We start from the raw sequence: 24514 nt of genomic DNA, 5'->3' as shown, positions 1-24514 counted from the left end.
GCGTATTATCCGCCCGCCTGTGGCATTTTTGCCATCCTGCGGCCCCCACGCCTTGAACCTCAGCCTCCATTCTCCGCACCGGCAGCTCATTGCACTGCGCATCGAACATGCCGATCTCGATGCCCTGATCGACCTGTGTGCTCCAGACGGGGCACCTGACGAATTCACACTGCGCCGCCTCAAGAAGCGCCGCCTTGCGCTGCGCGATGCCATGCACCGCCTGGAGCGGGCCCTTCAACCCCAAGAGCCCGCCTGATGGCGCTGGCGGAAATGGTTCAGGAGGTGTTCGCCGCCGATGGCGTGCTGGCGCGGGCGGACGTGCATTTCCAGCCCCGCGCGGGACAGACGGACATGGCGGTGGCCGTGGCGCGCACCATCGAGGCCGGTGGCGCCCTGGTCGTGGAGGCGGGCACGGGGGTGGGCAAGACCTTCTCCTACCTCGTGCCGGCGCTGCTCAGCGGCGAGCGCGTGCTGCTGTCCACCGCCACCAAGGCCCTGCAGGACCAGCTGTTCGCGCGCGATCTTCCGCGCCTGGCCCAGACGCTGGGCCTGCCGGTGCGCATGGCGCTTCTCAAGGGCCGGGCGAGCTATCTGTGCCTGTACCGCATGGGGCTGGCGCGCCAGGACGTGTCTGCCCGTGAGCCCGGCGTGGCGCGCGTGCTGGCCAAGGTGGAGAGCTGGTCGCACGGCACCCGCTCGGGCGATCTGGCGGAGCTGACAGGGCTGGACGAGCGGTCGCCCGTGATACCGCTGGTCACATCCACCCGGGAGAACTGCCTGGGCTCCCCGTGCCCGCGTTTCCGCGAATGCCACGTGCATCTGGCACGGCGGGAGGCGTTGGCGGCGGACATCGTGGTCATCAACCACCACCTCTTCTTTGCCGACCTGGCGGTCCGCGAATCCGGCATGGCCGAGCTCTTGCCGTCGGTGCGCGTGGTGGTGTTCGACGAGGCGCACCAGATCAACGAGACCGGCGTGCAGTTTCTGGGGCTTGCGCTGTCCACGGGCCAGCTGATGGACTTCGGCAGGGACCTCCTGGCCGTGGGGCTGCAGCATGCGCGCGGCCTGGCGGACTGGACGGGGCTGGCCAGCCTGGTGGATCTTTCGGCCCGGGACTTGCGCCTGACGGTGGGAGAGCGGCGGGGCGGGGCGAAGCTGCGCTGGACGGATGAGGCCCCGCAGGGCGTGGCGGCTGATGCGTGGCATGCGGCCATCCGCGGCATGGCGGTCGCCTGCGCACAGGCCCAGGAGGCGCTCGACACGGTCAGCGAAATGGCGCCCGACTTTGTGCGGCTGTACGAGCGCGGGACCGAACTGCTGGCGCGGCTGGCGCATTTCGCCGGCCCTGGCAACCCTGACGCCGTGCGCTGGATCGATGTGGGTGCGCAATTGCGCCTGATGGAGTCGCCCCTGGACATCGCCGAGGCCATGCGCACCCGCCTGCTGGCCTCGCCGGCCGAACCGGCGGGCGAAGATGGCTGGCCCGAGGAGTCCGCGGCGGGCCCCGGCAGGGCATGGATCTTCACGTCGGCGACGCTGGGCGATGACGAGCGGCTGAGCTGGTTCACGGAGCGGGCCGGCTTGCAGGATGCCGAGATCCTGCGGGTCGCTAGCCCCTTCGACTATGCGTCGCAGGCGGCACTGTACGTCCCGCGCCACCTGCCGTCGCCGGCCGACCCCGCGCACAGCGGCATGCTGGCGCAATGGGTGGCCCAGGCGGCGGAGCAGCTCGGTGGCCGCACGCTGGTATTGACCACCACGCTCAAGGCCTTGCGCACGATCGGCGATGCGCTCGGAGACCGGTTTGCGGCATCGGGCAGCCTGGAGGTCCTGGTGCAGGGCGAGTGGCCCAAGCGGCGGCTGATGGAGCGTTTTCGGGAAGGGAGCGAGCACGGACAGCGGGGCTGTGTGCTGGTGGCGTCGGCCACGTTCTGGGAGGGATTTGATGTGCCCGGCGACGCATTGCAGCTTGTTGTCATCGACAAGCTGCCTTTTCCGCCTCCGGGCGACCCCCTGGTGGAAGCGCGCACGCAGCGCATCGAAGAATCGGGCGGGAAGGCGTTCAAATCCTACGCGCTGCCGGAGGCCGCCGTCGCGCTCAAGCAGGGGGCGGGGCGCCTGATACGCCGCGAGTCCGACCACGGCATTCTCGTGGTGGGCGACACCCGCCTGGTCACCATGGGCTATGGCAAGCGCCTGCTGGCGGCGCTGCCGCCGATGCGGCGCCTGGAATCACAGCAGGAATTCGAGGCCGCGGTTCAGGCGCTTACCAGAACTTCCACCACGGATCGGCCTTGGCCCTGAGGCCGCCGCGCACGTACTCGCTCTGGGGGTACGAGGTGTCCATCACCCGACGCGCATCGTCGCGCAGCTGCGTCATGCCCAGCGCGTCATAGGACTGGATGAGGATGTACAGCGCTTCTTCCAGCGCGGGCACGCCCTGGTAGTCGGCCAGCGCCACCTGCGCGCGGCTGATGGCCGCCACATAGGCACCGCGCTGGAAGTAGTAGCGCGCCACATGCACTTCGTATTGCGCGAGCGAATTGACGATGTAGGTCATGCGCTGGCGCGAGTCCTGCGCGTAGCGCGATTCCGGAAAGCGGGTGACCAGCTCGCTGAAGGCCTCGAACGAATCCTTGGCGGCTTTCTGGTCGCGCTCGGAGAGGTCCTGGCGCGAGATGAACGAGAACAGGCCCAGGTTGTCATTGAAGTTCACCAGGCCCTTGAGGTACAGCGCGTAGTCGAACGCCGGACTGGCAGGGTGCAGCTTCATGAAACGGTCCAGCGTCGCGATGGCCTGGGCCTTCTCGCCGGCCTTGTAGTGCGCGTACGCCTTGTCGATCTGGGCCTGCTGCGCCAGCGGAGTGCCTGCCGCGCGGCCCTCCAGCTTTTCCAGCAGGGGGACGGCCTTGTCATAGGCGCCGCTGTTCATCTCGTCCTGCGCTTCCGAATGGATGCGGTTGGGGCTCCAGTTGGCCGTTTTGTCTTCGGTCGTGCTGGAGCAACCCGCCAGCAGACCGGCAAGCAGCAGGGCGGAAACGAGGGGCAGTGGGGCACGCAGCATCGCAAGCAGCTTTCAGCAAAAGAGGAGACAGGGGGTGCAGGATATCTGCGCCGGTCCAGCGGGCCGGGCGCCGTTGGCATCCGGGGCACGGAAAGGCATTGTACCGGCGGCCGTCCCTGTCAAGAGGCGCCGTGCGGCTGGCTTTCGTGGCGAGGCGCGTGGGGCTTTCTACAATGCTCCCATGTTTGTTCACCTGCGCCTGCACACCGAGTTTTCCGTCGTCGACGGTACCAATCGAATCGATGAGGTGGCCAAGGCCGCCGCCAAGGACGGCCAGCCCGCGCTGGCCATCACCGATCTCAACAACCTTTTTGGCGCGATCAAGTTCTACAAGGAGGCGCGGGGCAAGGGCGTCAAGCCCGTCCTGGGGGCCGAGATCTTTCTGGAGGGCGAGGCGGGCGCAGCGCCCTCGCGCCTCATCGTGCTGGTGCAGAACCGCCAGGGCTACCTCAATCTGTCCGAACTGCTGGCGCGCGCCTGGACGCGCAATGTCGTCAAGAACCTGGCGCTGTGCACCTGGGACTGGCTGCAGGAGCTTTCGGAGGGGCTGATCGCCCTGGCCGGGGCACAGGCAGGGCCCGTGGGGCAGGCCCTCCTGAAGGGGGATGAGTCGGGCGCCGCCCAGGTGGCCTTGCGCCTGGCGGGGCTGTTTCCACACCGGTTTTACATCGAGTTGCAGCGGGCGGGCCGCGTGGACGATGAAAGCCACGTGGTGGCCGCGGCGCAGCTGGCGGCGCGCCTGAGCTTGCCCGTGGTGGCGACGCATCCGGTGCAGTTCGCCACGGCGGACGACTACGAGGCGCACGAAGCGCGCATCTGCATCGCTGAGGGCGAGATCCTGGCCAATCCGCGCCGCGTGCGCAAGTTCACGCGCGACCAGTACTTCAAATCCTCCGCGGAGATGGAGGCGCTGTTTGCGGACGTGCCCTCGGCCATCGCGAACACGGTGGAAATCGCGCAGCGCTGCAACCTCACCCTGGTGCTGGGCAAGCCGCAGCTGCCGGACTTTCCCACACCCAACGGCATGCCGATCGACGAGTATTTCGGGCTTGCATCGTTCGATGGCCTGGAGGCGCGGCTGAAACTGCTGTTTCCCAAGGAGGCCGAGCGCGACCAGCAGCGCCCGCGTTACGTGGAGCGGCTGGAGTTCGAGATCGGCACCATTCTCAAGATGGGCTTTCCGGGTTACTTCCTCATCGTGGGGGACTTCATCCAGTGGGCCAAGGCCAACGGCTGTCCCGTGGGGCCGGGCCGGGGCTCGGGCGCCGGCTCGCTGGTGGCCTATGCGCTCAAGATCACCGACCTGGACCCGCTGCAGTACAACCTGCTGTTCGAGCGCTTCCTGAACCCCGAACGGGTGTCCATGCCCGACTTCGACATCGACTTTTGCCAGTCCAACCGGGACCGGGTGATCGACTACGTGAAGGACAAGTACGGCAAGAACGCGGTGAGCCAGATCGCCACCTTCGGAACCATGGCCGCCAAGGCGGCCATCCGCGACGTGGGCCGGGTGATGGACATGAGCTACATGTTCTGCGACGGCATCTCCAAGCTGGTGCCGGGCAAGCCCGGCATGTCGTACACGCTGGCCTACCCGCCCGAGGTGAAGAAGGAAGGCGACAAGAACAACTACGCGCTGGAACTGGAGCCGCAGCTGTACGAGCGCGTGCAGAAGGAAGAGGACGTCAAGACCATCATCGAGATGGCCCAGAAGCTCGAGGGCATGACGCGCAACATCGGCATGCATGCGGGCGGGGTGCTGATCGCGCCGGGCAAGCTCACCGACTTTTGCCCGCTGTACCAGCAGCCGGGCAGCGAATCGGCCGTGAGCCAGTACGACAAGGACGACGTGGAGGCCATCGGCCTGGTGAAGTTCGACTTCTTGGGCCTGGCCACGCTGACCATCCTGGAGATCGCGCGCGAATTCATCATGAAGCGCCACAAGGGGCAGGAGAACTTCACGTATGAAGCCGTCCCGCTGGACGACGGGCCCACCTACCGCCTGTTCTCGGAAGGCAAGACCGAGGCGGTGTTCCAGTTTGAAAGCCGGGGCATGCAGGGCATGCTCAAGGAGGCGCGCCCCAGCCGGCTGGAGGATCTGATCGCGCTCAACGCGCTGTACCGCCCGGGCCCCATGGACCTGATCCCCAGCTTCGTGAACCGCAAGCACGGCAAGGAGGTCGTGGAATACCCGCACCCGCTGGTGGAAAAGGTGCTCGCCGAGACCTACGGGATCATGGTGTACCAGGAGCAGGTGATGCAGACCGCCCAGGTGCTGGGGGGCTACAGCCTGGGCGGCGCCGACATGCTGCGCCGCGCCATGGGCAAGAAGAAGGCCGAGGAGATGGCCGAGCACCGCGAGATCTTCCGCAAGGGGGCCGCCGAGAAGGGCATTGGCCAGGAGAAGGCCGACGAAGTGTTCGACCTGATGGAGAAGTTCGCCGGCTACGGCTTCAACAAGTCGCATGCTGCCGCGTACTCGCTGCTGGCGTACCACACCGGCTGGCTCAAGGTGCACTTCACGGCCGAGTTCTTCTGCGCCAACATGACCGTGGAAATGGACGACACCGACAAGCTCAAGGTGCTGTTCGAGGACGCGCAGAAGATGGGGCTCTCGTTCGAGCCGCCGGATGTCAACCGGGGCTTCTACCGCTTCGAGCCGGTGACCGACAAGATCATCCGCTACGGCCTGGGGGCCGTCAAAGGCACGGGGCAGCAGGCCATCGAAGCCATCGTGGCCGCGCGCGAGGGGCGGGGCGAGGGGCCGCAAGGCTCGACCACCGGCCCGTTCAAGAGCCTGTTCGACTTCTGCGTGCGGGTGGACCGGGCGCGCCTGAACAAGCGCACGGTGGAGGCGCTGATCAAGGCGGGTGCGTTTGACTCGCTCCATCTCAACCGCGCCTCCCTGGTGGCTTCCATCGACCGCGCGTTCGATTTTTCGGCGGCCACGCTGGCCAATGTGAACCAGGGGGGGCTTTTCGACATGATGGGCGACGACGCCCATGGCTCGAGCACGCAGGAGCCGGATCTGGTGGATGCCATGCCCTGGGGCATCAAGGAGCGGTTGACGCAGGAGAAAACGGCGGTCGGCTTCTACCTCTCCGGCCATCTGTTCGACGAAGTCGCCACCGAGGTGCGGCGCTTCGTGCGCACCTCCATCGACGAGCTGCTGGACAGCCGAGAACCCCAGGTCCTCGCCGGGATCATCAGCGACTTCCGGGTGATCAATGGCCAGCGCGGCAGGCTGGGCCTCTTCCGCCTGGACGACAAATCCGGTGTCATCGAAGCCTCCGCGGACGAAGCACTGCTCAACACCTACCGCAACCAGCTCAAGGAGGACGAGTTCGTGGTGATGATGGGCCGCCTGCAGCTGGACCATTTCAGTGGCGGGCTGCGCGTGAAGGTGCAGCAGGTCTGGGATCTGGCCGGGGCGCGCTGCCGCTTCGGCAAGTATCTGCATGTGCTGGTGGGCGACAAGGGGCCGGATGTGCCCCGGCTGGTGCGGGAATTTCCCGCCCGCCGCGAGGAGATCGCGGAGGGCGAACTGGTCCATGGCCTGCGGGTGCGCATGGGCGTGCGCTGCGTGGCGGGCGACGCGGCGGCGGTCGCGGAGCTGCAACTGGGAGAAAGCGCCCGTTTCTATCCCACCGACGCGGCGCTCGCGGCCTGGACGGCCCAGGCTGGCAGCGGGTCCGCCACCGTGGTCTACGAATAGGGCGGGCCCGCGACACCAAAGAGTGAATATCCGGCGCGCCATAGCTTGAAAAAAACAGGATCAACGTCAGATTTCTCTCACGGCATCACCCCGCGCGGATCGCTAGAATGATTTTCATGGCAACAAAACCACCTTCACCCCCCACCGCGCCGCCCGTGACCCGGCCAGCGCGGGATGATGGCGGTTCGGTCGTGCTCGAAAGACGCACACAAAAGACCCAGCCGCCCCAGATGTACCAGGTGGTCATGCTCAATGACGACTACACCCCCATGGAGTTCGTCATCGTGGTGCTGCAGGAGTTTTTCAGCAAGGACCGCGAGCAAGCCACCCAGATCATGTTGAAGATCCACCTCGATGGCAAAGGCGTCTGCGGCGTTTACTCCCGCGATGTGGCTGCCACCAAGGTGGAACAAGTGCTTGACGCCGCCCTCAAGGCGGGCCACCCACTGCAATGTGTCAGTGAGCCTGTTGAATAACAGGTTTTTGATCCCGATCTACAGTTATCCCTTCCACGCAAGCACAAAGGAGTTCACATGATTGCCCAGGAACTGGAAGTCAGCTTGCACATGGCCTTTGTTGAGGCCCGTCAGCAGCGCCACGAGTTCATCACCGTGGAGCATCTGTTGCTTGCATTGCTCGATAACCCCAGCGCAGCGGAGGTGCTGCGCGCTTGTTCTGCCAACATCGATGATCTGCGTTCATCGCTGGCGAACTTCATCAAAGACAACACGCCCCAGGTGGCTGGCACCGACGAGGTGGACACGCAACCCACGCTGGGCTTTCAGCGTGTGATCCAGCGCGCCATCATGCACGTGCAGTCCACGGGCAATGGCAAGAAGGAAGTCACGGGCGCCAACGTGCTCGTGGCCATCTTCGGCGAGAAGGATTCCCATGCCGTGTATTACCTGCACCAGCAGGGCGTGACGCGGCTGGACGTGGTCAATTTCATCGCCCACGGCATCAAGAAGGGCGAGCCGCCAGAGCCCGCCAAGGCGGAAAACCAGGCCGAAGGCGAAGAGGGCGGTGGCTCCGAGCGCAACGAGAAGGCCTCGCCGCTGGAGCAGTTCACCCAGAACCTGAACCAGGCCGCCAAGGAAGGCAAGATCGATCCGCTGATCGGGCGCCACTACGAGGTGGAGCGCACGATCCAGATCCTGTGCCGCCGCCGCAAGAACAACCCGCTGCTGGTGGGCGAAGCCGGCGTGGGCAAGACCGCGATCGCCGAGGGCCTGGCCTGGCGCATCACGCAGAACGACGTGCCGGAGATCCTGGCGGAGGCCACCGTGTACTCGCTCGACATGGGCGCGTTGCTGGCGGGCACCAAGTACCGGGGTGACTTCGAGCAGCGCCTCAAGGGCGTTCTCAAGTCGCTCAAGGACAAGCCCAATGCAATCTTGTTCATTGACGAGATCCACACGCTGATCGGTGCGGGCGCCGCGTCGGGTGGCACGCTGGATGCCTCGAACCTGCTCAAGCCGGCGCTTTCGAGCGGCCAGCTCAAGTGCATCGGCGCGACGACCTTCACGGAGTACCGCGGCATCTTTGAAAAAGACGCCGCGCTGTCGCGCCGCTTCCAGAAGGTGGACGTGGTGGAGCCCAGCGTGGCCGAAACCATCGACATCCTGAAGGGCCTGAAGTCGCGCTTCGAAGAGCACCACAGCGTGAAGTACGCCGCGGCCGCGCTGCAGGCCGCCGCCGAGCTGAGCGCCAAGTACATCAACGACCGCCACCTGCCCGACAAGGCCATCGACGTGATCGACGAGGCGGGCGCCGCGCAGCGCATCATGGTGCCGAGCAAGCGCAAGAAGACCATCGGCAAGGCCGAGATCGAGGAGATCGTCGCCAAGATCGCGCGCATTCCGCCGGCCAACGTCTCCAACGACGACCGCGGCAAGCTGCAGACGCTGGAGCGTGACTTGAAGAGCGTGGTGTTCGGCCAGGACAAGGCCCTGGAAGTGCTGGCCAGCGCGGTCAAGATGGCGCGTTCGGGCCTTGGCAAGGGTGACAAGCCCATCGGCTCGTTCCTGTTCAGCGGCCCCACGGGCGTGGGCAAGACCGAGGCGGCCAAGCAGCTGGCCTACATCATGGGCATCGAGCTGATCCGCTTCGACATGTCGGAGTACATGGAGCGCCATGCCGTGAGCCGCCTGATCGGCGCGCCTCCAGGTTATGTCGGTTTCGACCAAGGTGGTCTGCTGACGGAAGCCATCACGAAGAAGCCGCACGCGGTGCTGCTGCTCGACGAGATCGAGAAGGCGCACCCGGACATCTTCAACGTGCTGCTGCAGGTCATGGACCATGGCACGCTGACGGACAACAACGGCCGCAAGGCCGACTTCCGCAACGTGCTCATCATCATGACCACGAACGCCGGCGCCGAGACCATGAACAAGGCGACGATCGGCTTCACCAACCCGCGCCAGGCGGGCGACGAGATGGGCGACATCAAGCGCCTGTTCACGCCCGAGTTCCGCAACCGGCTGGATGCCATCGTCAACTTCAAGGCGCTCGACGAGCAGATCATCCTGCGCGTGGTGGACAAGTTCCTGCTGCAACTGGAAACGCAGCTGGCGGAGAAGAAGGTGGAAGTCACTTTCACCGACGCCCTGCGCAAGCACCTGGCCAAGAAGGGTTTCGATCCGCTCATGGGTGCGCGGCCGATGCAGCGCCTGATCCAGGACACCATCCGCCGTGCGCTGGCCGACGAGCTGCTCTTCGGCCGCCTGACGGAAGGGGGCCGCCTGACGGTCGACATCGAGCTCAAGACCGATGACAAGGGCGTGGAAACGTCCGAGGTGCTGCTGGACATCCAGCCCTTGCCCAAGAAGGAGCGCTCGGCCAAGTCCGAACCTGCCGAGCCGGAAGAGGCCACGGCGGACTGACACGCGGCGGCGGCCGCCGCCCTGGCCGCGCGCGTGCCGGCCAGGTAAAAGCCCACGGTGTATGCCGTGGGCTTTTTTTTGGCCGGATTCGCGGAAGCTTGCGCTTTTCGCGCTGTCCGTGGGGGCGTGCAGCCGGGCGGGGCCCTGCGGGGTCAGGGCGCCTGCAGGCGCTGCAGCATCTCCAGGGTGGGGTAGCCGTCCGCCACGCTGCCGGTGCTGCGCTGGAAGGCGCGCAGCCCTGCGCGGGTGGCGGGGCCCATCACGCCGTCCGGGGTGCCGGCCGCGAAGCCCTTGCGGTTCAGTGCCTCCTGCAGGGCCTGCAGCTGGGTGCGCGACAGGGGCTCCAGGTCGCGTGGCCAGGGCGCGGCGATGGGGCCGCCCCCGCCGATCTGCTGGGACAACAGTGCGACCGCCAGGGCGTAGTTGACGGAGTTGTTGTAGCGAAGAATCGCCCGGAAGTTCGCCCCCACCAGAAAGGCGGGCCCGCGCGCTCCGGCAGGGGTCGCGATGGAGGCCGCGCCCAGGGGGGGCAGCGGCTGGCCCCCTGGCGCGCGCACGCCCTCGGCCTCCCATTGCGCGCTGGTCTGGCGCACCGCCGGGTCCGCGCGCGCGTGGTCGAAGGCCGCCGGCAACTGGACCTCGGCGCCCCAGGGCTCGCCGGATTGCCAGCCCGAGCGGGACAGGAAGTGGGCGGTGGATGCCACCACGTCCGGGATGCTGCCCCAGATGTCGCGGTGTCCGTCGCCGTCGGCATCCACGGCGTAGGCCAGGAAGACGGAAGGAAGGAACTGCGTGTGTCCCATGGCGCCGGCCCAGGAACCCAGCATGCGCTCCGCCGGGATGTCGCCCTGGTCCACGATGCGCAGCGCCGCGAGCAGCTCCGCCTGGGCCCAGGTGCGCCGGCGCCCTTCGTAGGCCAGCGTGGACAGCGCGTCCACGGTGCGAAACGTGCCGAAATTGCTGCCGTAGTTGCTCTCCATGCCCCAGATCGCCGTGATGAGGGTGGCCGGCACGCCGTAGCGGGCGGCGGCCGCCTCGAGCGCGGCGCTGTGTTCGGCCAGCTTGGCCTGGCCCTGGGCGATGCGCTGCGGGGAGACCGCGTTGTCGAGGTAGGACCACGGCGTGCGGGTGAATTCGGGCTGCGCGCGGTCCAGTTCCACCACGCGGGGCTGCCATTGCGCCTGGCCCAGCACGCTGCGCACCGTGCCGGGCTGGATGCCGGCCTCCAGGGCCTGCTCTGAAAAGGCGGCGCGCCAGGCGGCGAAGCCCGCTGCGTGGTCCACCATGTCGGCGGCGGGGCCGCCGGGGGAGGATGCGGGGGTGTCCGGGCCGGTTGCAGCGGGGGGCGCCACGCGGGCGGCTGCCGCCTGCGGCGCCGCCGCCGTCCCTGCGCCGGGGCGGTGGGTGGGGGGCGGGGCGGCGGCGCAACCCGCCAGCGCCAGGGCGGCAGTCCAGGCCGCCAGCGGGAGCCGGAGCGGGGACGCGAGGGAGATAGGGCGCCGCAAGAACGGGAAAGGTGCTCGGTGGGTGCTGTGCATGCGCCATTGTCCCGTGCCGCGGCGCGGGTGCCGGGCCACAGGTGTATCACGGCGTGAAGCGGCCGCGGAGGCGGTGGCCTTCGATTACTACTATTTTGATAGCTGTCAGCGCTTGAACGGTATGCGCTGCGGGCTAAAAATGCCTGCAAATCAGGTTACAGTTCGCTGTTTCCCCTGCCTTGTTCCCGTCCCGCCCCTGCTTGCCCACCGACCATGGCCCCCCACACCTTCCTCTGGCACGACTACGAAACCTTTGGTGCCAACACGCGCCGCGACCGGCCCGCGCAGTTCGCGGCCATCCGCACCGATGCCGAGCTCAATGAAATCGGCGAGCCGCTGATGTTCTATTGCCAGCCTGCCAGCGACTACCTGCCGGATCCGCAGTCCTGCCTCATCACCGGCATCACGCCGCAGCTGTGCCTGGAAAAAGGCGTGCCCGAGCACCAGTTCGCTGCCCGCATCGAGGCCGAATTCGCGCAGCCCGGCACCATCGGCGTGGGCTACAACACCATCCGCTTCGACGACGAGATCACGCGCTTCATGTTCTGGCGCAACCTCATCGATCCGTACGCGCGCGAATGGCAGAACCAGTGCGGGCGGTGGGACCTGCTGGACGTGGTGCGCATGACGTACGCGCTGCGGCCCGACGGCATCCAGTGGCCCCGGAAGGAGGACGGCTCGCCGAGTTTCAAGCTCGAGCATCTCTCGAAGGCCAACGGCCTGGTGCACGAGGCGGCGCACGATGCGCTGTCGGACGTGCGCGCCACCATTGCGCTGGCGCGGCTCATCCGCGAGCGCAACGCCAAGCTCTTCGACTTCGCGCTCTCGCTGCACAAGAAGGACCGCGTGGCCGCCGAGCTTCGCCTGCCGGCCACCGCCATCACGGCCCGGCCGTTCCTGCACGTCTCGGGCATGTTCCCGGCCGAGCGCGGGTGCCTGGCCGTGATGTGGCCGCTGGCCAGCCATCCCACCAACAAGAACGAACTCATTGCCTGGGATCTCTCCCAGGATCCGGCGGCCCTCGCCACCATGGGGGCCGACGAGATCCGCCTGCGCATGTTCAGCAAGGCCGACGCGCTGCCCGACGGCGTGACGCGCCTGCCGGTCAAGACCATCCACCTCAACAAGTCGCCCATGGTGGTGGGCAACGTGAACACGCTCACGCCCGCGCTGGCGCAGCGCTGGGGCATCGACCTGGCCCAGGCCGCCCAGCATGCCGAGGTGGCCCGCGGCCTGCCCGACATGAGCGGCATCTGGCCCGCCGTGTTCGCCCGCCCGCCCGAGGCCACGCCCGATGTGGACCAGGACCTGTACGGCGGCTTCGTCGGCAACAACGACCGCCGGCTGCTCAACGACCTGCGCACTATGAGCGGCGAGAAGCTGGCCCGCTCCCGCGCCGCGTTCGACGACCCGCGCCTGGCCGAGCTGCTGTGGCGCTACCGGGCGCGCAACTTCCCCGCTACGCTGTCGCCTGAAGAAGCGCAGCAGTGGGAGGCGCACCGCGCGGCCTGCTTGTTCGACGGGCAGGGCGGGGCACGTACGGTGGAGCAGCTGTTCACCGAAATCGACACGCTGTCGGAGACCGCCGAAGACGACCGCACGCAGGACATCCTGGGGGCCCTGTACGATTACGCGGAGCACATCGCGCCGGAGAGGTGACTCCCCCTGAGGCGCTGCGCGCCTTCCCCCCTGAGGGGGACGCACCCGGTGGCCTGGCGAAGCCAGTTCCACGCGTGCACTGGTATGGGGGCGCGCCGGTTTTTGGGCGCCAGTGCCTTTCACATAGACATCGCTTCTTGTTATGACGACACCGCAGACCAACCATTTCACGACCGAGATCCTGCACGCCGACCGCCAGGGCGGCGCGGAGCATGGGGCCATCCACAAGGCCATCCACACCTCGGTCCAGTACGGCTACGACAAGGTCGAGGACCTGATCGCCGTGTTCCAGGGCACCGCCAAGGGCGGCTTCAACTACGCGCGGCAGGGCACGCCCACCACGGCGGCGCTGGAGGCCAAGATCACGCAGATGGAAAAAGGGCAGGGCACCATCGTGTTCGCCACCGGCATGGCGGGCATCTGCGCGATCTTTCTCACGCTGCTCAAGGCGGGCGACCACCTGGTGGCCAGCCAGTTCGTGTTTGGCAACACCAACAGCGTGTTCGGCACGCTGGCCGACCTGGGCATCGAGGTGACCCTGGTGGACGTGACGGACGCAGCCCACGTGGCCGCCGCGGTGCGGCTCAACACCCGCATGGTGTTTGTCGAGACCATCGCCAACCCCGGCACGCAGATCCCCGACCTGGACGGCGTGGGCACGGTCTGCCGCGAGCGCGGCCTGCTGTACGTGGTGGACAACACCGTGGCGTCGCCCTACCTGTTCCGCGCGTCCACGGTGGGCGCGGGGCTGGTGCTCAACTCGCTCACCAAGAGCATCGGCGGGCAGGGGGCGGCGCTGGGCGGCGCGGTGACCGACACCGGCCTGTTCGACTGGAGCACGTACCCCAACATCTTCGCCCCCTACCGCAAGGGCGACGCCAAGGGCTGGGGCCTTCAGCAACTGCGCAAGAAGGGCCTGCGCGACATGGGGGCCACGCTGTCTTCCCACGCCGCGCACCAGATCGCGCTGGGCGCTGAAACCCTGTCGCTGCGCATGGACCGCACCAGCGCCACGGCCCTGGCCCTGGCGCAATGGCTGGAGCAGCACCCGGCGGTCTCGCGCGTGCTGTACCCCGGCCTGCCGTCGCACCCCCAGTACGCGTTTGCCCAGAAGCACCTCAAGGCCGGTTCGTGGCTGCTGTCGTTCGAGCTGCGCGACCCCGGGCAGTGCCTGCCCGTGTGCAACCGGCTGCAGCTGCCGATCAAGGCCACGGGCCTGGCGGACACGCGCACGCTCATCATCCCGGTGGCCCACACCATCTTCTGGGAGGCCGGCCCGGCCGTGCGCGCCGCCATGGACATCGCCGACAGCATGATCCGGCTGTCGGTCGGGCTGGAAGAGGTGGAAGACCTGCTCGCGGACTTCGAGCAGGCCCTGGCCGGCTGCTGAGGCGGCACCCCGCAACCTGTCAGCGCGCCATGGCCACCACCACCTCGGCCCCGCCCGCCAGCATTGGCAAGTACCGCATCGAGCGCGAGCTGGGCCGGGGCGCCAGCGGCATCGTGTTCCTGGGGCTGGACGGTTTTCGGGGCCGCAAGGTGGCCATCAAGCAGACCCACGCGCACCTGCTCAGGCAGCCCGAGCAGGCCGAGCGCTACCGCAAGCTGCTGCGCAACGAGGCCGCCTTGTCCGGCCGCCTGCGCCACCCCAACATCGTGCGCCTGCTCGATGCGGACGAAGAGGCGCTGCCGCCGTACCTGGTGCTCGAATACGTCGACGGACAGCCCCTGTCGGCGTTTGCCACGCCCGACGCGCTGCTGCCCGTGCCCCAGGTGCTGGACATCGCGTTCAAGTGCTGCAACGCGCTCGAATACGCCTACCGCGAGGGCCTGGTGCACCGCGACATCAAGCCCGCCAACCTGATGCTGGCCCAGGGCGGCGACGTCAAGCTCACCGACTTCGGCGCGGCGCTGTCGCTGCGCAGCGATGCCACGCAGCTGTCGGGCCTGGTGGGCTCGCCGTCGTACATGTCGCCCGAACAGGTGCGCGAGCAGGACCTCACCCACCACAGCGACATGTTCTCGCTGGCCGTGGTGGTGTACGAACTGCTCACCGGCCGCCGCCCCTTCGACGGCGACACGGATTTCGCGACCCTCTACAAGATCGGCAACGAAGCCCCCACGCCGCCCAGCCTGCTGCGCGCCTCGCTGCCCGGCCATGTGGACGACGTGCTGCTGCGCGCCCTGGCCAAGCAGCCCGCAGACCGCTTTGCCACCTGGCAGGATTTCGCCCAGGCCCTGCTCGCCGCCCACCAGGGCCTGCCGCGCCAGCGCTCGCAGGACACCGAGGCCGAACGCTTCGCGCGCCTGCGCGCACTGCCGTTCTTCGCCGACTTCCACGACGTGGCGCTGTGGGAGCTGATGCGCCTGGGCAGCTGGCGCCGGCTGGAGCGGGGCACCGTGCTCATGCGCGAGAACACGCCTGGCGACTCCTTCTGCATCCTCATCGAGGGGCAGGTGGCCGTGAGCCGCCAGGGCTGGACCCTCAGCACCCTGGGCCCGGGCGTCACCCTGGGCGAGATGACCTACCTGCGCCCGGAGAACAGGAAGCGCACCGCCACCGCCGTGGCAGAGACCGAGGTGCTGGTGCTCAAGGTGCGCAACCCGGCGCTGCGCGGGGCGTCGGAAGACCTGCAGTCGCACTTCGACAAGGCGTTCATCAAGCTGCTGGTGGGGCGGCTGATCGCCACCAGCGAGCAGCTGGCGGAGTGGGAACAGGGCCTGAGCGGGCCGGAGTGAGGCCGCCGCTCATCGCACCGCTGGTTCCCGCGCCGCGCGGCGCCGGCTCCACCCGGCGCCCGCTGCCGCCACGCCCAGCGACAGGGCCAGCAGCGCCGGGAGGGACAGCGTGGGGATGGCGGCGGGCCCGGCGGGTACCGCGCCGCTGTCGGTGATGCGCAGCAGCACGCTGTTCGTATCCGCCACCCAGCTGGCGCCAGCGTCGACGGTGTAAAACGTGTCACCGGCGTCCGCCGCCGTGCCCCAGCGGAAGGTGTCCCCGGCCACGGCGGCCTTGGCCACCACCCAGAGGTGCTGCCCGGCCGGCGCGGCGTAGCTGCCCGTGAACTGTACGGGTTCCAGTGACGACGAGATCGGACCGACGGGTGTGAACGCCGCGCACGATGGCCCGGGCGCCGTGCCGCCAGGGCCATCGTCGCAGACCTGCAGGTTCACCGTGCCGATCGCGCTGACGCCGCCGCCGTTGCTGAGCAGCAGCGTGACCTCGGCCACGGAGAAGCCGGCACCTCCGACGGGGATGCGCACGGCGGTGAACTGGGTGAAATTCAACCCGTTGAACCAACCCAGTCCCCCCATCCCCAGGTTGTCATGCAGCGTGGCGGCGCCAGCCGCCAGGGGGGTGGCTGCCAGCGCGGCAGCGGCGGCTGCCAGGGCCACGCGCCAGCGGCAGGCGCGCAAAAGGGACCGGGGTCGAAGCAGCAGGGGCGAAAAATGCATGGCAAACAGTGGTGGAACGATGGAGGGGGTCCGGGCGGGGTCTCTGACGGCACCACGGCGGCGACGGGTTGAGCGTAGGCGGAGTGCGGGCGGCGGATTGACTGGCTATCCCGCCGGCCTTTGACCCGGCGTTTCCGGGATGGCGTCCCATCTCGACAATATGAATGAGAATCAGTATCATTTAAGTGCCTGAGTACGCCACACCCGTCCACCGCAAAAGGCTTGTCCTTCTTCAAGGAGCATTGCCATGGACACCGGCGTACACACCAACTCCCACCAGAGCGCAGCCGTGCACCACGCGCCCGCCACGCTGGCGCGGTGGCAGCATGCCGTGCAGCGCGCACGGGCAGCGCAGCAGACGGGCCAATGGCGCATGGCGACCGCCTATCAGCACCAGGCCCTCGCGTTGTCGCTGCGGCTGCTGGAGCACACGCCGCCACCGGGGCGCGAGGACGACTGCGTGGCGGCGGTCGTGGTCTCGCACCTCAATGTGGCCGACCTGCAGGTGCAGGCGGGCGCCGTGGACGACGCCACCCAGATCCTGTGCCGCGCCCATGCCGTGCTGCTGGGCCTGATGGCCGATGCACGCCACGGCGCGGGCCTGCAGCAGGCCGCGTGGCGCCACAGCCGCGAAACCCATGCCGCCTTGCTGCGCCATGTGCAGGCCCATGGCGCGCACCCGTCCGTCACGCAGGCCCTGGCCTCGGCCCATTTGGCCCACGGCCCGGGGCCGCACTGAAGGGCGTGCCGCTTCCTGGCCGTGGGGTGCCATGGCCCGAAGGACGACGCGCTCCGGCCTTTCTATCCACTCCGTTTCCGATCCAAGGACACCATGCCCCATACCTTGCCCGCCTTGCCCTATGCCTATGACGCGCTCGAGCCCCACATCGATGCCCGCACGATGGAGATCCACCACACCCGGCACCACCAGACCTACATCAACAACCTGAACGCCGCGCTGGAAGGCACGCCGCACGCCCAACTGCCCATCGATGAGCTGGTGGCGCGGCTGGTGCTGCTGCCCGAGAACCTGCAGGGCCCGGTCCGCAACAACGGCGGCGGCCATGCCAACCACAGCCTCTTCTGGAGCGTGATGTCGCCCCGGGGCGGCGGCCAGCCCCAGGGAGAGCTGGCGCGGGCCATCGATACGGATCTGGGCGGGTTCGGCGCCTTCAAGGAGGCCTTCACCAAGGCCGCGCTCACGCGCTTTGGCAGCGGCTGGGCCTGGCTTTGCGTGACCAAGGCGGGCCAGCTGGTGGTGGAAAGCACGGGCAACCAGGACAGCCCGCTCATGGCGGGCCCGATGTCGGGCCACACGCCCGTGCTGGGGCTTGATGTGTGGGAACACGCCTATTACCTGCAGTACCAGAACCGGCGTCCCGAATACATCGCCGCGTTCTACAACGTCATCGACTGGGCCGAGGTGGCCCGCCGCCATGCGCTTGCCCGGGCCTGACGGGCCATCGCGCCCGCTCCACCACCCGCATTCTGAAAACCGCCCCCCGACAACCCCAGGAGCCGCCATGCAGACCCCGCCCGCTTCCACCCATACGGTTCTCGAACCGCTGGCGCGTTCCGCCTCGGCGGCCCGCCGCGTCGCCACCCTGCGTGGGCGGCAGTGGCTCGGGCTGGGCATCGTGCTGCTTGGCATCGTGGCGGGCTCGGCGCAGGCATGGGCCTGGATCGCCGGCCAGCCGGTGGTGCTGGGTGCGCTCTGGGGCGGCCTGGCGGCAGCGCTGGCCACGGCGCTGGGCACCGCGCCGGTGCTGCTCTCGCAGCGCCTTTCCGAGCGCACGCAGGACACGCTGTTCGGCTTCGGCGCGGGCGTGATGCTCGCCGCCTGCTCGTTCTCGCTCATCATCCCCGGCATCCAGGCGGCACGCGCGGGCGGCGCCGGTGCCTGGGCGGCCGGGGGCACGGTGGGGGCGGCCATCCTGCTGGGCGCGCTGGTGCTGCTGATGATGGAGCGGCTGCTGCCGCACGAGCACTTCATCAAGGGCGTGGAGGGCGGGCAGGCCTCGCGCACGCTGCGGCGCACGTGGCTGTTCGTCTTCGCCATCGGGCTGCACAACCTGCCCGAGGGGCTGGCGATCGGGGTGGCCTACGCGGGCGGCGATGCCCTGCGCGCCAGCGCCCTGGCCACCGGCATCGCGATCCAGGACGTGCCCGAGGGCCTGGTGGTGGCCGTGGCGCTGCTCGCCGCAGGCTACCGGCGCTTGCTGGCCGTGGGGCTCGGGATGGCCTCCGGGCTGGTGGAGCCCGTGGGCGCCGTGCTGGGAGCCGCCGTGGTCAGCTACTCCGCAAGCCTGCTGCCCTGGGGGCTGGGTTTCGCGGCCGGGGCCATGCTGTTCGTGATCAGCCACGAAATCATCCCCGAGTCGCACCGCAAGGGCCACGAGGCCTGGGCCACCGGCGGCCTGATGCTGGGCTTCGTGATCATGATGCTGCTGGATACGGCGCTGGGGTGAATTTTGCTATCGAATTAATAGCTTTCAGCGCTTTCCTGTCAAGGGGGAGGTGCCGATTTGATCCGTAGTGCAGGGAATGCAGGACTGGCACCGCCCCCGCTGCCTCCGCCCGGCGCGGTCCGCACCCGTGCCACCGCGAAGCCGGCTTGCCGGGGGGAGGGGCAAGACATGCCGGGGGACCTTTTTCCCTACCCAAAGAACCGGTAGCACACCACGATGGCCGCCACCACGCCCGCCAGCTCGGCCAGCAGCGCGCAGCTGACGGTGTGGCGGGTGCGCTGGATGCCCACCGCGCCGAAGTACACCGCCAGCACGTAGAAGGTGGTCTCGGTGCTGCCCTGGATGGTGGCCGCTGCCAGCGCGGCAAAGCTGTCCACGCCCTGGGCCTGCATGGTCTCGATGAGCATGGCACGCGCGGCGCTGCCGGAGAATGGCTTGACCAGCGCGGTGGGCAGCGCATCGACGAACCGGGTGTCCGCGCCCAGCACCTGCACGCACCAGCGGATGCCGTCGAGCACATAGCCCAGCGCCCCGGATGCCCGGAACACCCCCACGGCGCACAGCATGGCCACCAGGTACGGCAGCAGGCCCTTGGCCACATCGAAGCCTTCGCGCGCACCCTCGATGAAAGCCTCGTACACGGCGACCTTGCGCCAGGCGCCCAGGGCCACGAACAGCACCACCAGCATGAACAGCGTGAGGTTGCCGAGCAGGGAAGACAGCTGCGACAGCGCCGCCGCGCTCAGCGTGGTCAGGAGTGCCATGAAACCGCCGAGCACCAGCGCCACGGGCAGCAGGTAGGCCAGCACCACGGGGCTCCACAAGGGCAGGCGCTGCACCACCGCCACGCTGAGCAGGCCCACGAGGGTGGATGCGGACGTGGCCAGCAGGATGGGCAGGAAAACGAGTGTCGGGTCGGGCGCGCCCTGCTGCATGCGGTACATGAAGATCGTCACCGGCAGCAGCGTGAGCGAGGAGGCATTGAGCACCAGGAACAGGATCTGCGCGTTCGTGGCGGTCTCTGGCTCGGGGTTCAGCTCCTGCAGGGCTTTCATGGCCTTCAGGCCCATGGGGGTGGCCGCGTTGTCCAGCCCCAGCGCGTTGGCCGCGAAGTTCAGCGTCATGAGGCCCAGGGCCGGGTGGCCGCTGGGCACGCCGGGCATGAGGCGGCGGAACAGCGGCGCCAGCCAGCGCGCGAGGGCGTCCACGATGCCCGCCTTCTCGGCGATGCGCAGGAAGCCCAGCCAGAGCGTGAGCGTGCCGAACAGCAGCACCATCACCTCGACCGAGAGCCTGGCCATGGCGAACAGCGCCTCGACCATGGCGGCGAAGATCTGCGCGTTGCCCGCCACGAGCCACTGCGCCAGCGCCGCCACCGCGGCGGTCAGGAAAAAGCCCAGCCACAGGGTGTTGAGCATCAGGGGGTACCGGGAAGAGTGGGGGGATCAGCCTGCATGCCGCCAAGGTTACCCGGCTTGCCGCGCAACACCCGCCGATACCGTGGCTGGCAGGCAACGGATGGGTCAGTGGTACCCTATAGGGTTCGGTTTACCGCCGTGCGGGGGCTTTGGGAAGCGCTTTTCCCGCGCCTGCGGGGGCCGCACCACACATCCTCAGGCGCCTGGCGCGCCGCAACACCAACGAAAAGAGATCCAACATGGGCGCGCAGTGGAAAGCAAAAGGCAAGGCACAGGTGGCGGATGCCAAGGGCAAGCTGTTTGGCAAGCTGGTCAAGGAAATCACCGTGGCCGCGCGCGGCGGCGCCGATCCGGCCAGCAATGCGCGCCTGCGCCTGGTGGTCGAGCAGGCCCGCAAGGCCTCGATGCCCAAGGACACGCTGGAGCGCGCCATCAAGAAAGGCTCGGGCACGGGCGCCGACGCGGTCAACTACGAGCGCGTGATCTATGAAGGCTTCGCACCCCACCAGGTGGCGGTGATGGTCGAATGCCTGACCGACAACGTGAACCGCACCGCGCCCGAGATGCGCGTGCTGTTCCGCAAGGGCCAGCTGGGCACTTCGGGATCGGTGGCCTGGGACTTCAACCATGTGGGCATGATCGAAGCCGAGCCCGCCACGCCCGATGCCGACCCCGAACTGGCTGCCATCGAGGCGGGCGCGCAGGATTTCGAGGCCGGCGACGAGGAAGGCACCACCACCTTCTGGACCGACCCCACCGACCTGGACCTGGTGAGCCGCGCGCTGCCCGCCCATGGCTTCAATGTGCTGTCGGTCAAGCTGGGCTACAAGCCCAAGAACCCCGTGAATCCCGCCAACCTCTCGCCCGAGCAGCTCGAAGAGGTCGAGAACTTCCTGGCGGCCATCGACTCCAACGACGACGTCCAGAACGTGTTCGTGAGCCTGGGCGGCTGATGCCGGTGCGCCGGCTTCGCGGCCGGGCCCGCTCCCTGCATCGCCCTCGCAATTGACTTGTCCATGACCGCAGACCACTACGCAGCCCTCGGGCTGGCGGCCAACGCGTCGCTCGCCGACATCAAGAAGGCCTTTCGCCAGAAGGCGTCGTTCTACCACCCGGACCGCAACGACGCGCCCGACGCCGCCCAGCGGTTCCAGGCCGTGCAGAAGGCCTACGAAGTGCTGTCGGACGACACCGCCCGCCAGGCCTACGACGACAACCGCCGCCGCAACCTGCTGGACGACCCGCTGCAGACCGCGCAGGAGATCTGGCAGGCCTACTCCTCGCGCATCCTTTCCTCTCCTTCTTCCGCTTCGTGAAACTATCTCCCTACTTCTACGATCTGCGCTCCGCCTACCAGGCCGAGCTGGATGACCTGGTCTCCGACTCCGAGGGCAAAGACGTCCTGCGCAAGCGCCTGGCGGAAAAGCGCAACGAGATCGCCTTTCTGGTGCAGATGATGGAGCTGGCCCCCGAGATGGTCGCGGTGGTCTTTCACCACGGCTTTCGCTTCACCAAGCCCGGCGCGGTGGAGCACCTGCTGGGCCTGCCGGTGGACGAACTGCCCGACTGGCACAGCCTGGCCCATGCCGTCACGCTCGAGCCCTGGGCCCAGAGCCTGGCGCAGACCGTGCTGCGCGAGCCGCAGGGCGCCCGGTTCATGGCGGTGGCGGCCGGGCTCGAGTACCTGCACCTGCATGCCCGCATGGCCCCCGCGGCGCACGCGGCCGAGGGCGACGGCGACCAGGGCGAAGACGCTGCGGATGCGGCGGAACACGATGACGATTTCAGCGCCCTGAGCGCCGACGACGCCGTGGACCCGCAAAACAGCCGCACCCGCGAGGAAGCCAGCTCCAACTGGCTGGCCGATGTGGGGTTCGACAGGAAGGACTGAGGCCCTCCCGAGGCGCTGCGCGCCATCCCCGCGAGGGGGACGCCTGCTGCGGACCGGCAAAGCCGGACCAAGGCAAGGCGGCGCTGGCGACGGCGGCGCGCCAGTTTTTAGCGGTCTGCGCCCGGCGCAGCGACACACCAAGGAATACGCATGAGCAGCAACAACACCCACCTCGCCCTGATCACCAGGACCACCAGCCTGATCGCGGCCGGCGACATCGTGGGCGCCGAGTCGGCGCTGGCCGAGCTGGCCGATACCGACGGGGACGGCGCGCTGATGGTGGTGCTGGACCAGCTCGCGCCCAAGGACATCCTGGCCGTGATGCGCGAGTACGACGACTCCAAGGCCTCGGTGGTCAACCTGCTGGTCACGCCCGAGCAGTTCGCGCGCGCGATGGTGCTGGAAAAGCAGTACAAGGACCTCACGCACACGCACCTGCGCAACATGGTCAATGCCGTCATCTTCCGCGACGACGCCGATCCCGTCGAGTTCCTCACGGCCATCGGCGACCTGGAAGGCGGCGCCGAGGCACTGGCCAACTACTTCGCCGAAAAGTGGAGCCGCATCGAAGCCTTTGCCCGCACCGGCACGTTCGACGCGGTGGAAGACTACGGCCCCACGCTGACCGACGACGAACTCCTCGCCTCGGGCTATGTGCAGCCGCGCATCGACCAGGACGAGGTGGCGGACCGCGACTGGATGCAGATGGCCTGGCTGCTGCGCTACGAGTGCCGCGACCTGTTCATCGAAACCTTGCTGGTGCTGCGCGCCAAGGCCCGCGCCTTTGACCTGGGCCTGGAAGAGGGCGACGAATCGCCCGCCGAGGAAGACGACGGCAAGTTCGAAACCAGCGAAACCGACCGTGGCAAGGCCACGCCCGCCGCCCGCACGTCCGACGAAGAATCCGCGATTTAGATGACAACCCCCTGTGGCGCTTCGCGCCTTCCCCCTTCTCTCGAATGGCTGCGCCATTCGGGAAGGGGGACACCGCCAGCGAGGCGGGGCGGCCCTTGCGCGGCGGTTCTGGCCTGGAGCGTGCCAGTTTCATGGCCCATGAGCACTGCGAAGCGCGATAGATACTGATATGACTGTGCCCAACACGCCTTCTTCAACGACTGACGAGATTGCAGCCGCCAACGCGCTGCAGCTCCACGACGCCCGCCCGTTCTTTGAAAAGGCGCTGGCGCATGGCGTCCAGCATGGCGTGCTGGGTGCCGACAAGCTCGCGGCCATCAATGCCGATGCGCCCAAGGGCATGGTGCAGATCGCGCGCTACTTCGGCAGCGAATTCTTGCGGCCCGAGCTGGAGAAGGCGCGCGACCGCATGGTCAACCTCATCAGCCTGTACCTGCTGGACACCACCGGGGGCGACCTGCACGAGGCCGCCGTCTCGCTGCGCGACCATTCGTTCCTGTCGCGCTCCAAGGGGGGCTCGGACATGCTCAAGCGCCTGATCGCCATGCCCGAGAGCAGCAATTTCGGCATGGCCGGCTATGCCGATGCCGAAACCCCGTTGCTGGCCGTGTGGTCGCTGCGCAGCCACGCCGACTACCGGGCCGAGCTGGCGCGCCGCACGCAGATTGCGCAGGCCATCCGGGCCGCCCAGTGGCTGGCCGGGCAGTTCGACCTGGACCCCGACGAGCTGGAAGCCGCGGGCGCCGACGCGGAAGCCGTCATCCGCGCTGGCTTGCTCATGGTGGCCCTGGCGCCCAAGGCCATGGACCTCGGCGAGTGGCCCAACACCGTGTCGTTCGAAAAAGTGCTGATGGCACAGCGCAAGAAGAAGCTCGCGCCGCCCGTGCAGCTGCGCCTGCCTGCCGGCTTGCCTGCCGAACTGCGCGAGGTGGTGCAGGCGCATTGCGCCAGCGTGCTGGCCGACCTGCCCAAGCTACTCGACGCGGCCACACCGGTGCGCACGCTGCTGCGCCCCACCGGCGCTTTCCGCGCGCGCTACTTTCTGCTGGACGACCCCTTGGCCGAGGTGGACAACTTCCACCGCAGCCTGGATGCGCTGGAGGAGGGTGAGGAACCCCCGCTTCCCGCGAGCAAGACCTGGACGAGAACGGTGCAGGGCAACGATGACGAACATTCGCTGCTCACGCTGTGCCTGTGCCTGGCGGCCGGGGCCCCCAAGAAGACGCTGCTGACCGAGAAGACCGCCGCGAGCCTCGTCCGAAAGATCCGCAAATCGGGCCTGCAGCCCGCGCTGGCGGCCGACTTCATCCGCGCCCATGCGCCCGGCGTGCACCAGCAGGACTACATCGCCCTGTGGACCGGCTTCGTGCAGGACGCGGAAAAGACCCTGCTCAGCGACATGGACTACCAGATGCACGACGCCCTGGCACTGCTGCGCCGGGAGTGCAACGTGGTGGGCGACTGAGCACCAAGGAAGAGGTGGCCGGCCGCGGCCTGGGGCATGGGCG

Annotated in this window: 20 protein-coding genes; 16 read left to right on the top strand and 4 right to left on the bottom strand. The window is 68.1% G+C overall.

What is annotated here, in order from left to right; translation table 11 throughout:
- The first annotated feature begins 52 nt into the window (after positions 1–52).
- Both AC07OD_RS06825 and yoaA read left to right on the top strand, forming a co-directional pair.
- Positions 53–256 (top strand): YdcH family protein, encoded by a 204-nt coding sequence (locus AC07OD_RS06825; protein ID WP_218294825.1) that lies wholly within the window; start codon positions 53–55, stop codon positions 254–256.
- Positions 256–2304, top strand: coding sequence for a DNA repair helicase YoaA (gene yoaA, locus AC07OD_RS06820; RefSeq protein WP_494595782.1), 2049 nt, complete (start codon positions 256–258; stop codon positions 2302–2304). Before AC07OD_RS06825 ends, yoaA begins: the two co-directional genes overlap by 1 nt.
- Here yoaA and AC07OD_RS06815 read toward each other — a convergent pair.
- Entirely contained in the window at positions 2267–3064 is a 798-nt protein-coding gene (locus AC07OD_RS06815; protein WP_218294827.1) for an outer membrane protein assembly factor BamD, read from the bottom strand. The genes yoaA and AC07OD_RS06815 overlap by 38 nt on opposite strands.
- A 181-nt stretch (positions 3065–3245) precedes the next feature.
- On the opposite strand from AC07OD_RS06815, the gene dnaE reads away from it, so the two are divergent.
- From dnaE to clpA, 3 genes are all read left to right on the top strand, one after another.
- On the top strand, positions 3246–6779 hold the full coding sequence (gene dnaE / locus AC07OD_RS06810; protein WP_218341139.1) for a DNA polymerase III subunit alpha: 3534 nt from the start codon (positions 3246–3248) through the stop codon (positions 6777–6779).
- A gap of 107 nt (positions 6780–6886) precedes the next feature.
- On the top strand, positions 6887–7255 hold the full coding sequence (gene clpS, locus AC07OD_RS06805; protein WP_029414237.1) for an ATP-dependent Clp protease adapter ClpS: 369 nt from the start codon (positions 6887–6889) through the stop codon (positions 7253–7255).
- A 57-nt stretch (positions 7256–7312) separates the two neighbouring features.
- Complete coding sequence (gene clpA / locus AC07OD_RS06800) at positions 7313–9661, top strand: ATP-dependent Clp protease ATP-binding subunit ClpA (RefSeq protein WP_218294829.1); 2349 nt, start codon at positions 7313–7315, stop codon at positions 9659–9661.
- A gap of 152 nt (positions 9662–9813) precedes the next feature.
- Here the strand turns inward: clpA and AC07OD_RS06795 are convergent, their stop codons facing one another.
- Entirely contained in the window at positions 9814–11199 is a 1386-nt protein-coding gene (locus AC07OD_RS06795) for a lytic murein transglycosylase (protein ID WP_494595779.1), read from the bottom strand.
- A gap of 213 nt (positions 11200–11412) precedes the next feature.
- Here AC07OD_RS06795 and sbcB point away from each other — a divergent pair, with 213 nt between their 5' ends.
- From sbcB to AC07OD_RS06780, 3 genes are all read left to right on the top strand, one after another.
- Positions 11413–12858, top strand: coding sequence for an exodeoxyribonuclease I (sbcB, locus tag AC07OD_RS06790; RefSeq protein ID WP_369642565.1), 1446 nt, complete (start codon positions 11413–11415; stop codon positions 12856–12858).
- 142 nt (positions 12859–13000) lie between these two features.
- On the top strand, positions 13001–14248 hold the full coding sequence (locus AC07OD_RS06785; RefSeq protein WP_369642564.1) for a cystathionine gamma-synthase family protein: 1248 nt from the start codon (positions 13001–13003) through the stop codon (positions 14246–14248).
- 29 nt (positions 14249–14277) lie between these two features.
- Positions 14278–15597: a protein kinase domain-containing protein gene (locus AC07OD_RS06780; RefSeq protein ID WP_218341140.1), complete on the top strand. Its 1320-nt coding sequence runs from the start codon at positions 14278–14280 to the stop codon at positions 15595–15597.
- 9 nt (positions 15598–15606) lie between these two features.
- On the opposite strand, the gene AC07OD_RS06775 is transcribed toward AC07OD_RS06780, so the two are convergent.
- Entirely contained in the window at positions 15607–16314 is a 708-nt protein-coding gene (locus AC07OD_RS06775) for a hypothetical protein (RefSeq protein WP_492805007.1), read from the bottom strand.
- A 247-nt stretch (positions 16315–16561) separates the two neighbouring features.
- Here AC07OD_RS06775 and AC07OD_RS06770 point away from each other — a divergent pair, with 247 nt between their 5' ends.
- The 3 genes from AC07OD_RS06770 to AC07OD_RS06760 all read left to right on the top strand — a co-directional run bounded on the left by AC07OD_RS06770 (position 16562) and on the right by AC07OD_RS06760 (position 18782).
- On the top strand, positions 16562–17053 hold the full coding sequence (locus AC07OD_RS06770) for a DUF2753 family protein (RefSeq protein WP_218341142.1): 492 nt from the start codon (positions 16562–16564) through the stop codon (positions 17051–17053).
- 93 nt (positions 17054–17146) lie between these two features.
- Positions 17147–17770 (top strand): superoxide dismutase, encoded by a 624-nt coding sequence (locus AC07OD_RS06765; protein WP_494595776.1) that lies wholly within the window; start codon positions 17147–17149, stop codon positions 17768–17770.
- A 67-nt stretch (positions 17771–17837) separates the two neighbouring features.
- Positions 17838–18782 (top strand): ZIP family metal transporter, encoded by a 945-nt coding sequence (locus tag AC07OD_RS06760; protein WP_494595774.1) that lies wholly within the window; start codon positions 17838–17840, stop codon positions 18780–18782.
- Positions 18783–18970: 188 nt separating this feature from the next.
- On the opposite strand, the gene AC07OD_RS06755 is transcribed toward AC07OD_RS06760, so the two are convergent.
- A complete protein-coding gene (locus AC07OD_RS06755; protein WP_218341145.1) occupies positions 18971–20200 on the bottom strand; it encodes a nucleoside recognition domain-containing protein in 1230 nt (409 codons plus the stop codon).
- Between the two features lie 239 nt (positions 20201–20439).
- On the opposite strand from AC07OD_RS06755, the gene AC07OD_RS06750 reads away from it, so the two are divergent.
- The 5 genes from AC07OD_RS06750 (at position 20440) to AC07OD_RS06730 (ending at position 24471) form a co-directional block, all read left to right on the top strand.
- Positions 20440–21153 (top strand): YebC/PmpR family DNA-binding transcriptional regulator, encoded by a 714-nt coding sequence (locus AC07OD_RS06750; RefSeq protein ID WP_218294839.1) that lies wholly within the window; start codon positions 20440–20442, stop codon positions 21151–21153.
- A 63-nt stretch (positions 21154–21216) separates the two neighbouring features.
- Positions 21217–21516 (top strand): DnaJ domain-containing protein, encoded by a 300-nt coding sequence (locus AC07OD_RS06745; RefSeq protein ID WP_218294840.1) that lies wholly within the window; start codon positions 21217–21219, stop codon positions 21514–21516.
- Positions 21513–22091, top strand: coding sequence for a hypothetical protein (locus AC07OD_RS06740; protein WP_218294841.1), 579 nt, complete (start codon positions 21513–21515; stop codon positions 22089–22091). Before AC07OD_RS06745 ends, AC07OD_RS06740 begins: the two co-directional genes overlap by 4 nt.
- Before the next feature lie 150 nt (positions 22092–22241).
- The gene (locus tag AC07OD_RS06735; RefSeq protein ID WP_218294842.1) at positions 22242–23006 is read left to right on the top strand and encodes a hypothetical protein; all 765 of its coding nucleotides are present in this window, start codon (positions 22242–22244) and stop codon (positions 23004–23006) included.
- 169 nt (positions 23007–23175) lie between these two features.
- Positions 23176–24471, top strand: a complete 1296-nt coding sequence (locus AC07OD_RS06730; protein WP_218294843.1) for a hypothetical protein — start codon at positions 23176–23178, stop codon at positions 24469–24471.
- Positions 24472–24514: the final 43 nt, after the last annotated feature.

Source organism: Acidovorax sp. GW821-FHT10E03 (genome assembly GCF_059415205.1).
This window is presented reverse-complemented; position numbering and strand designations above follow the sequence as displayed.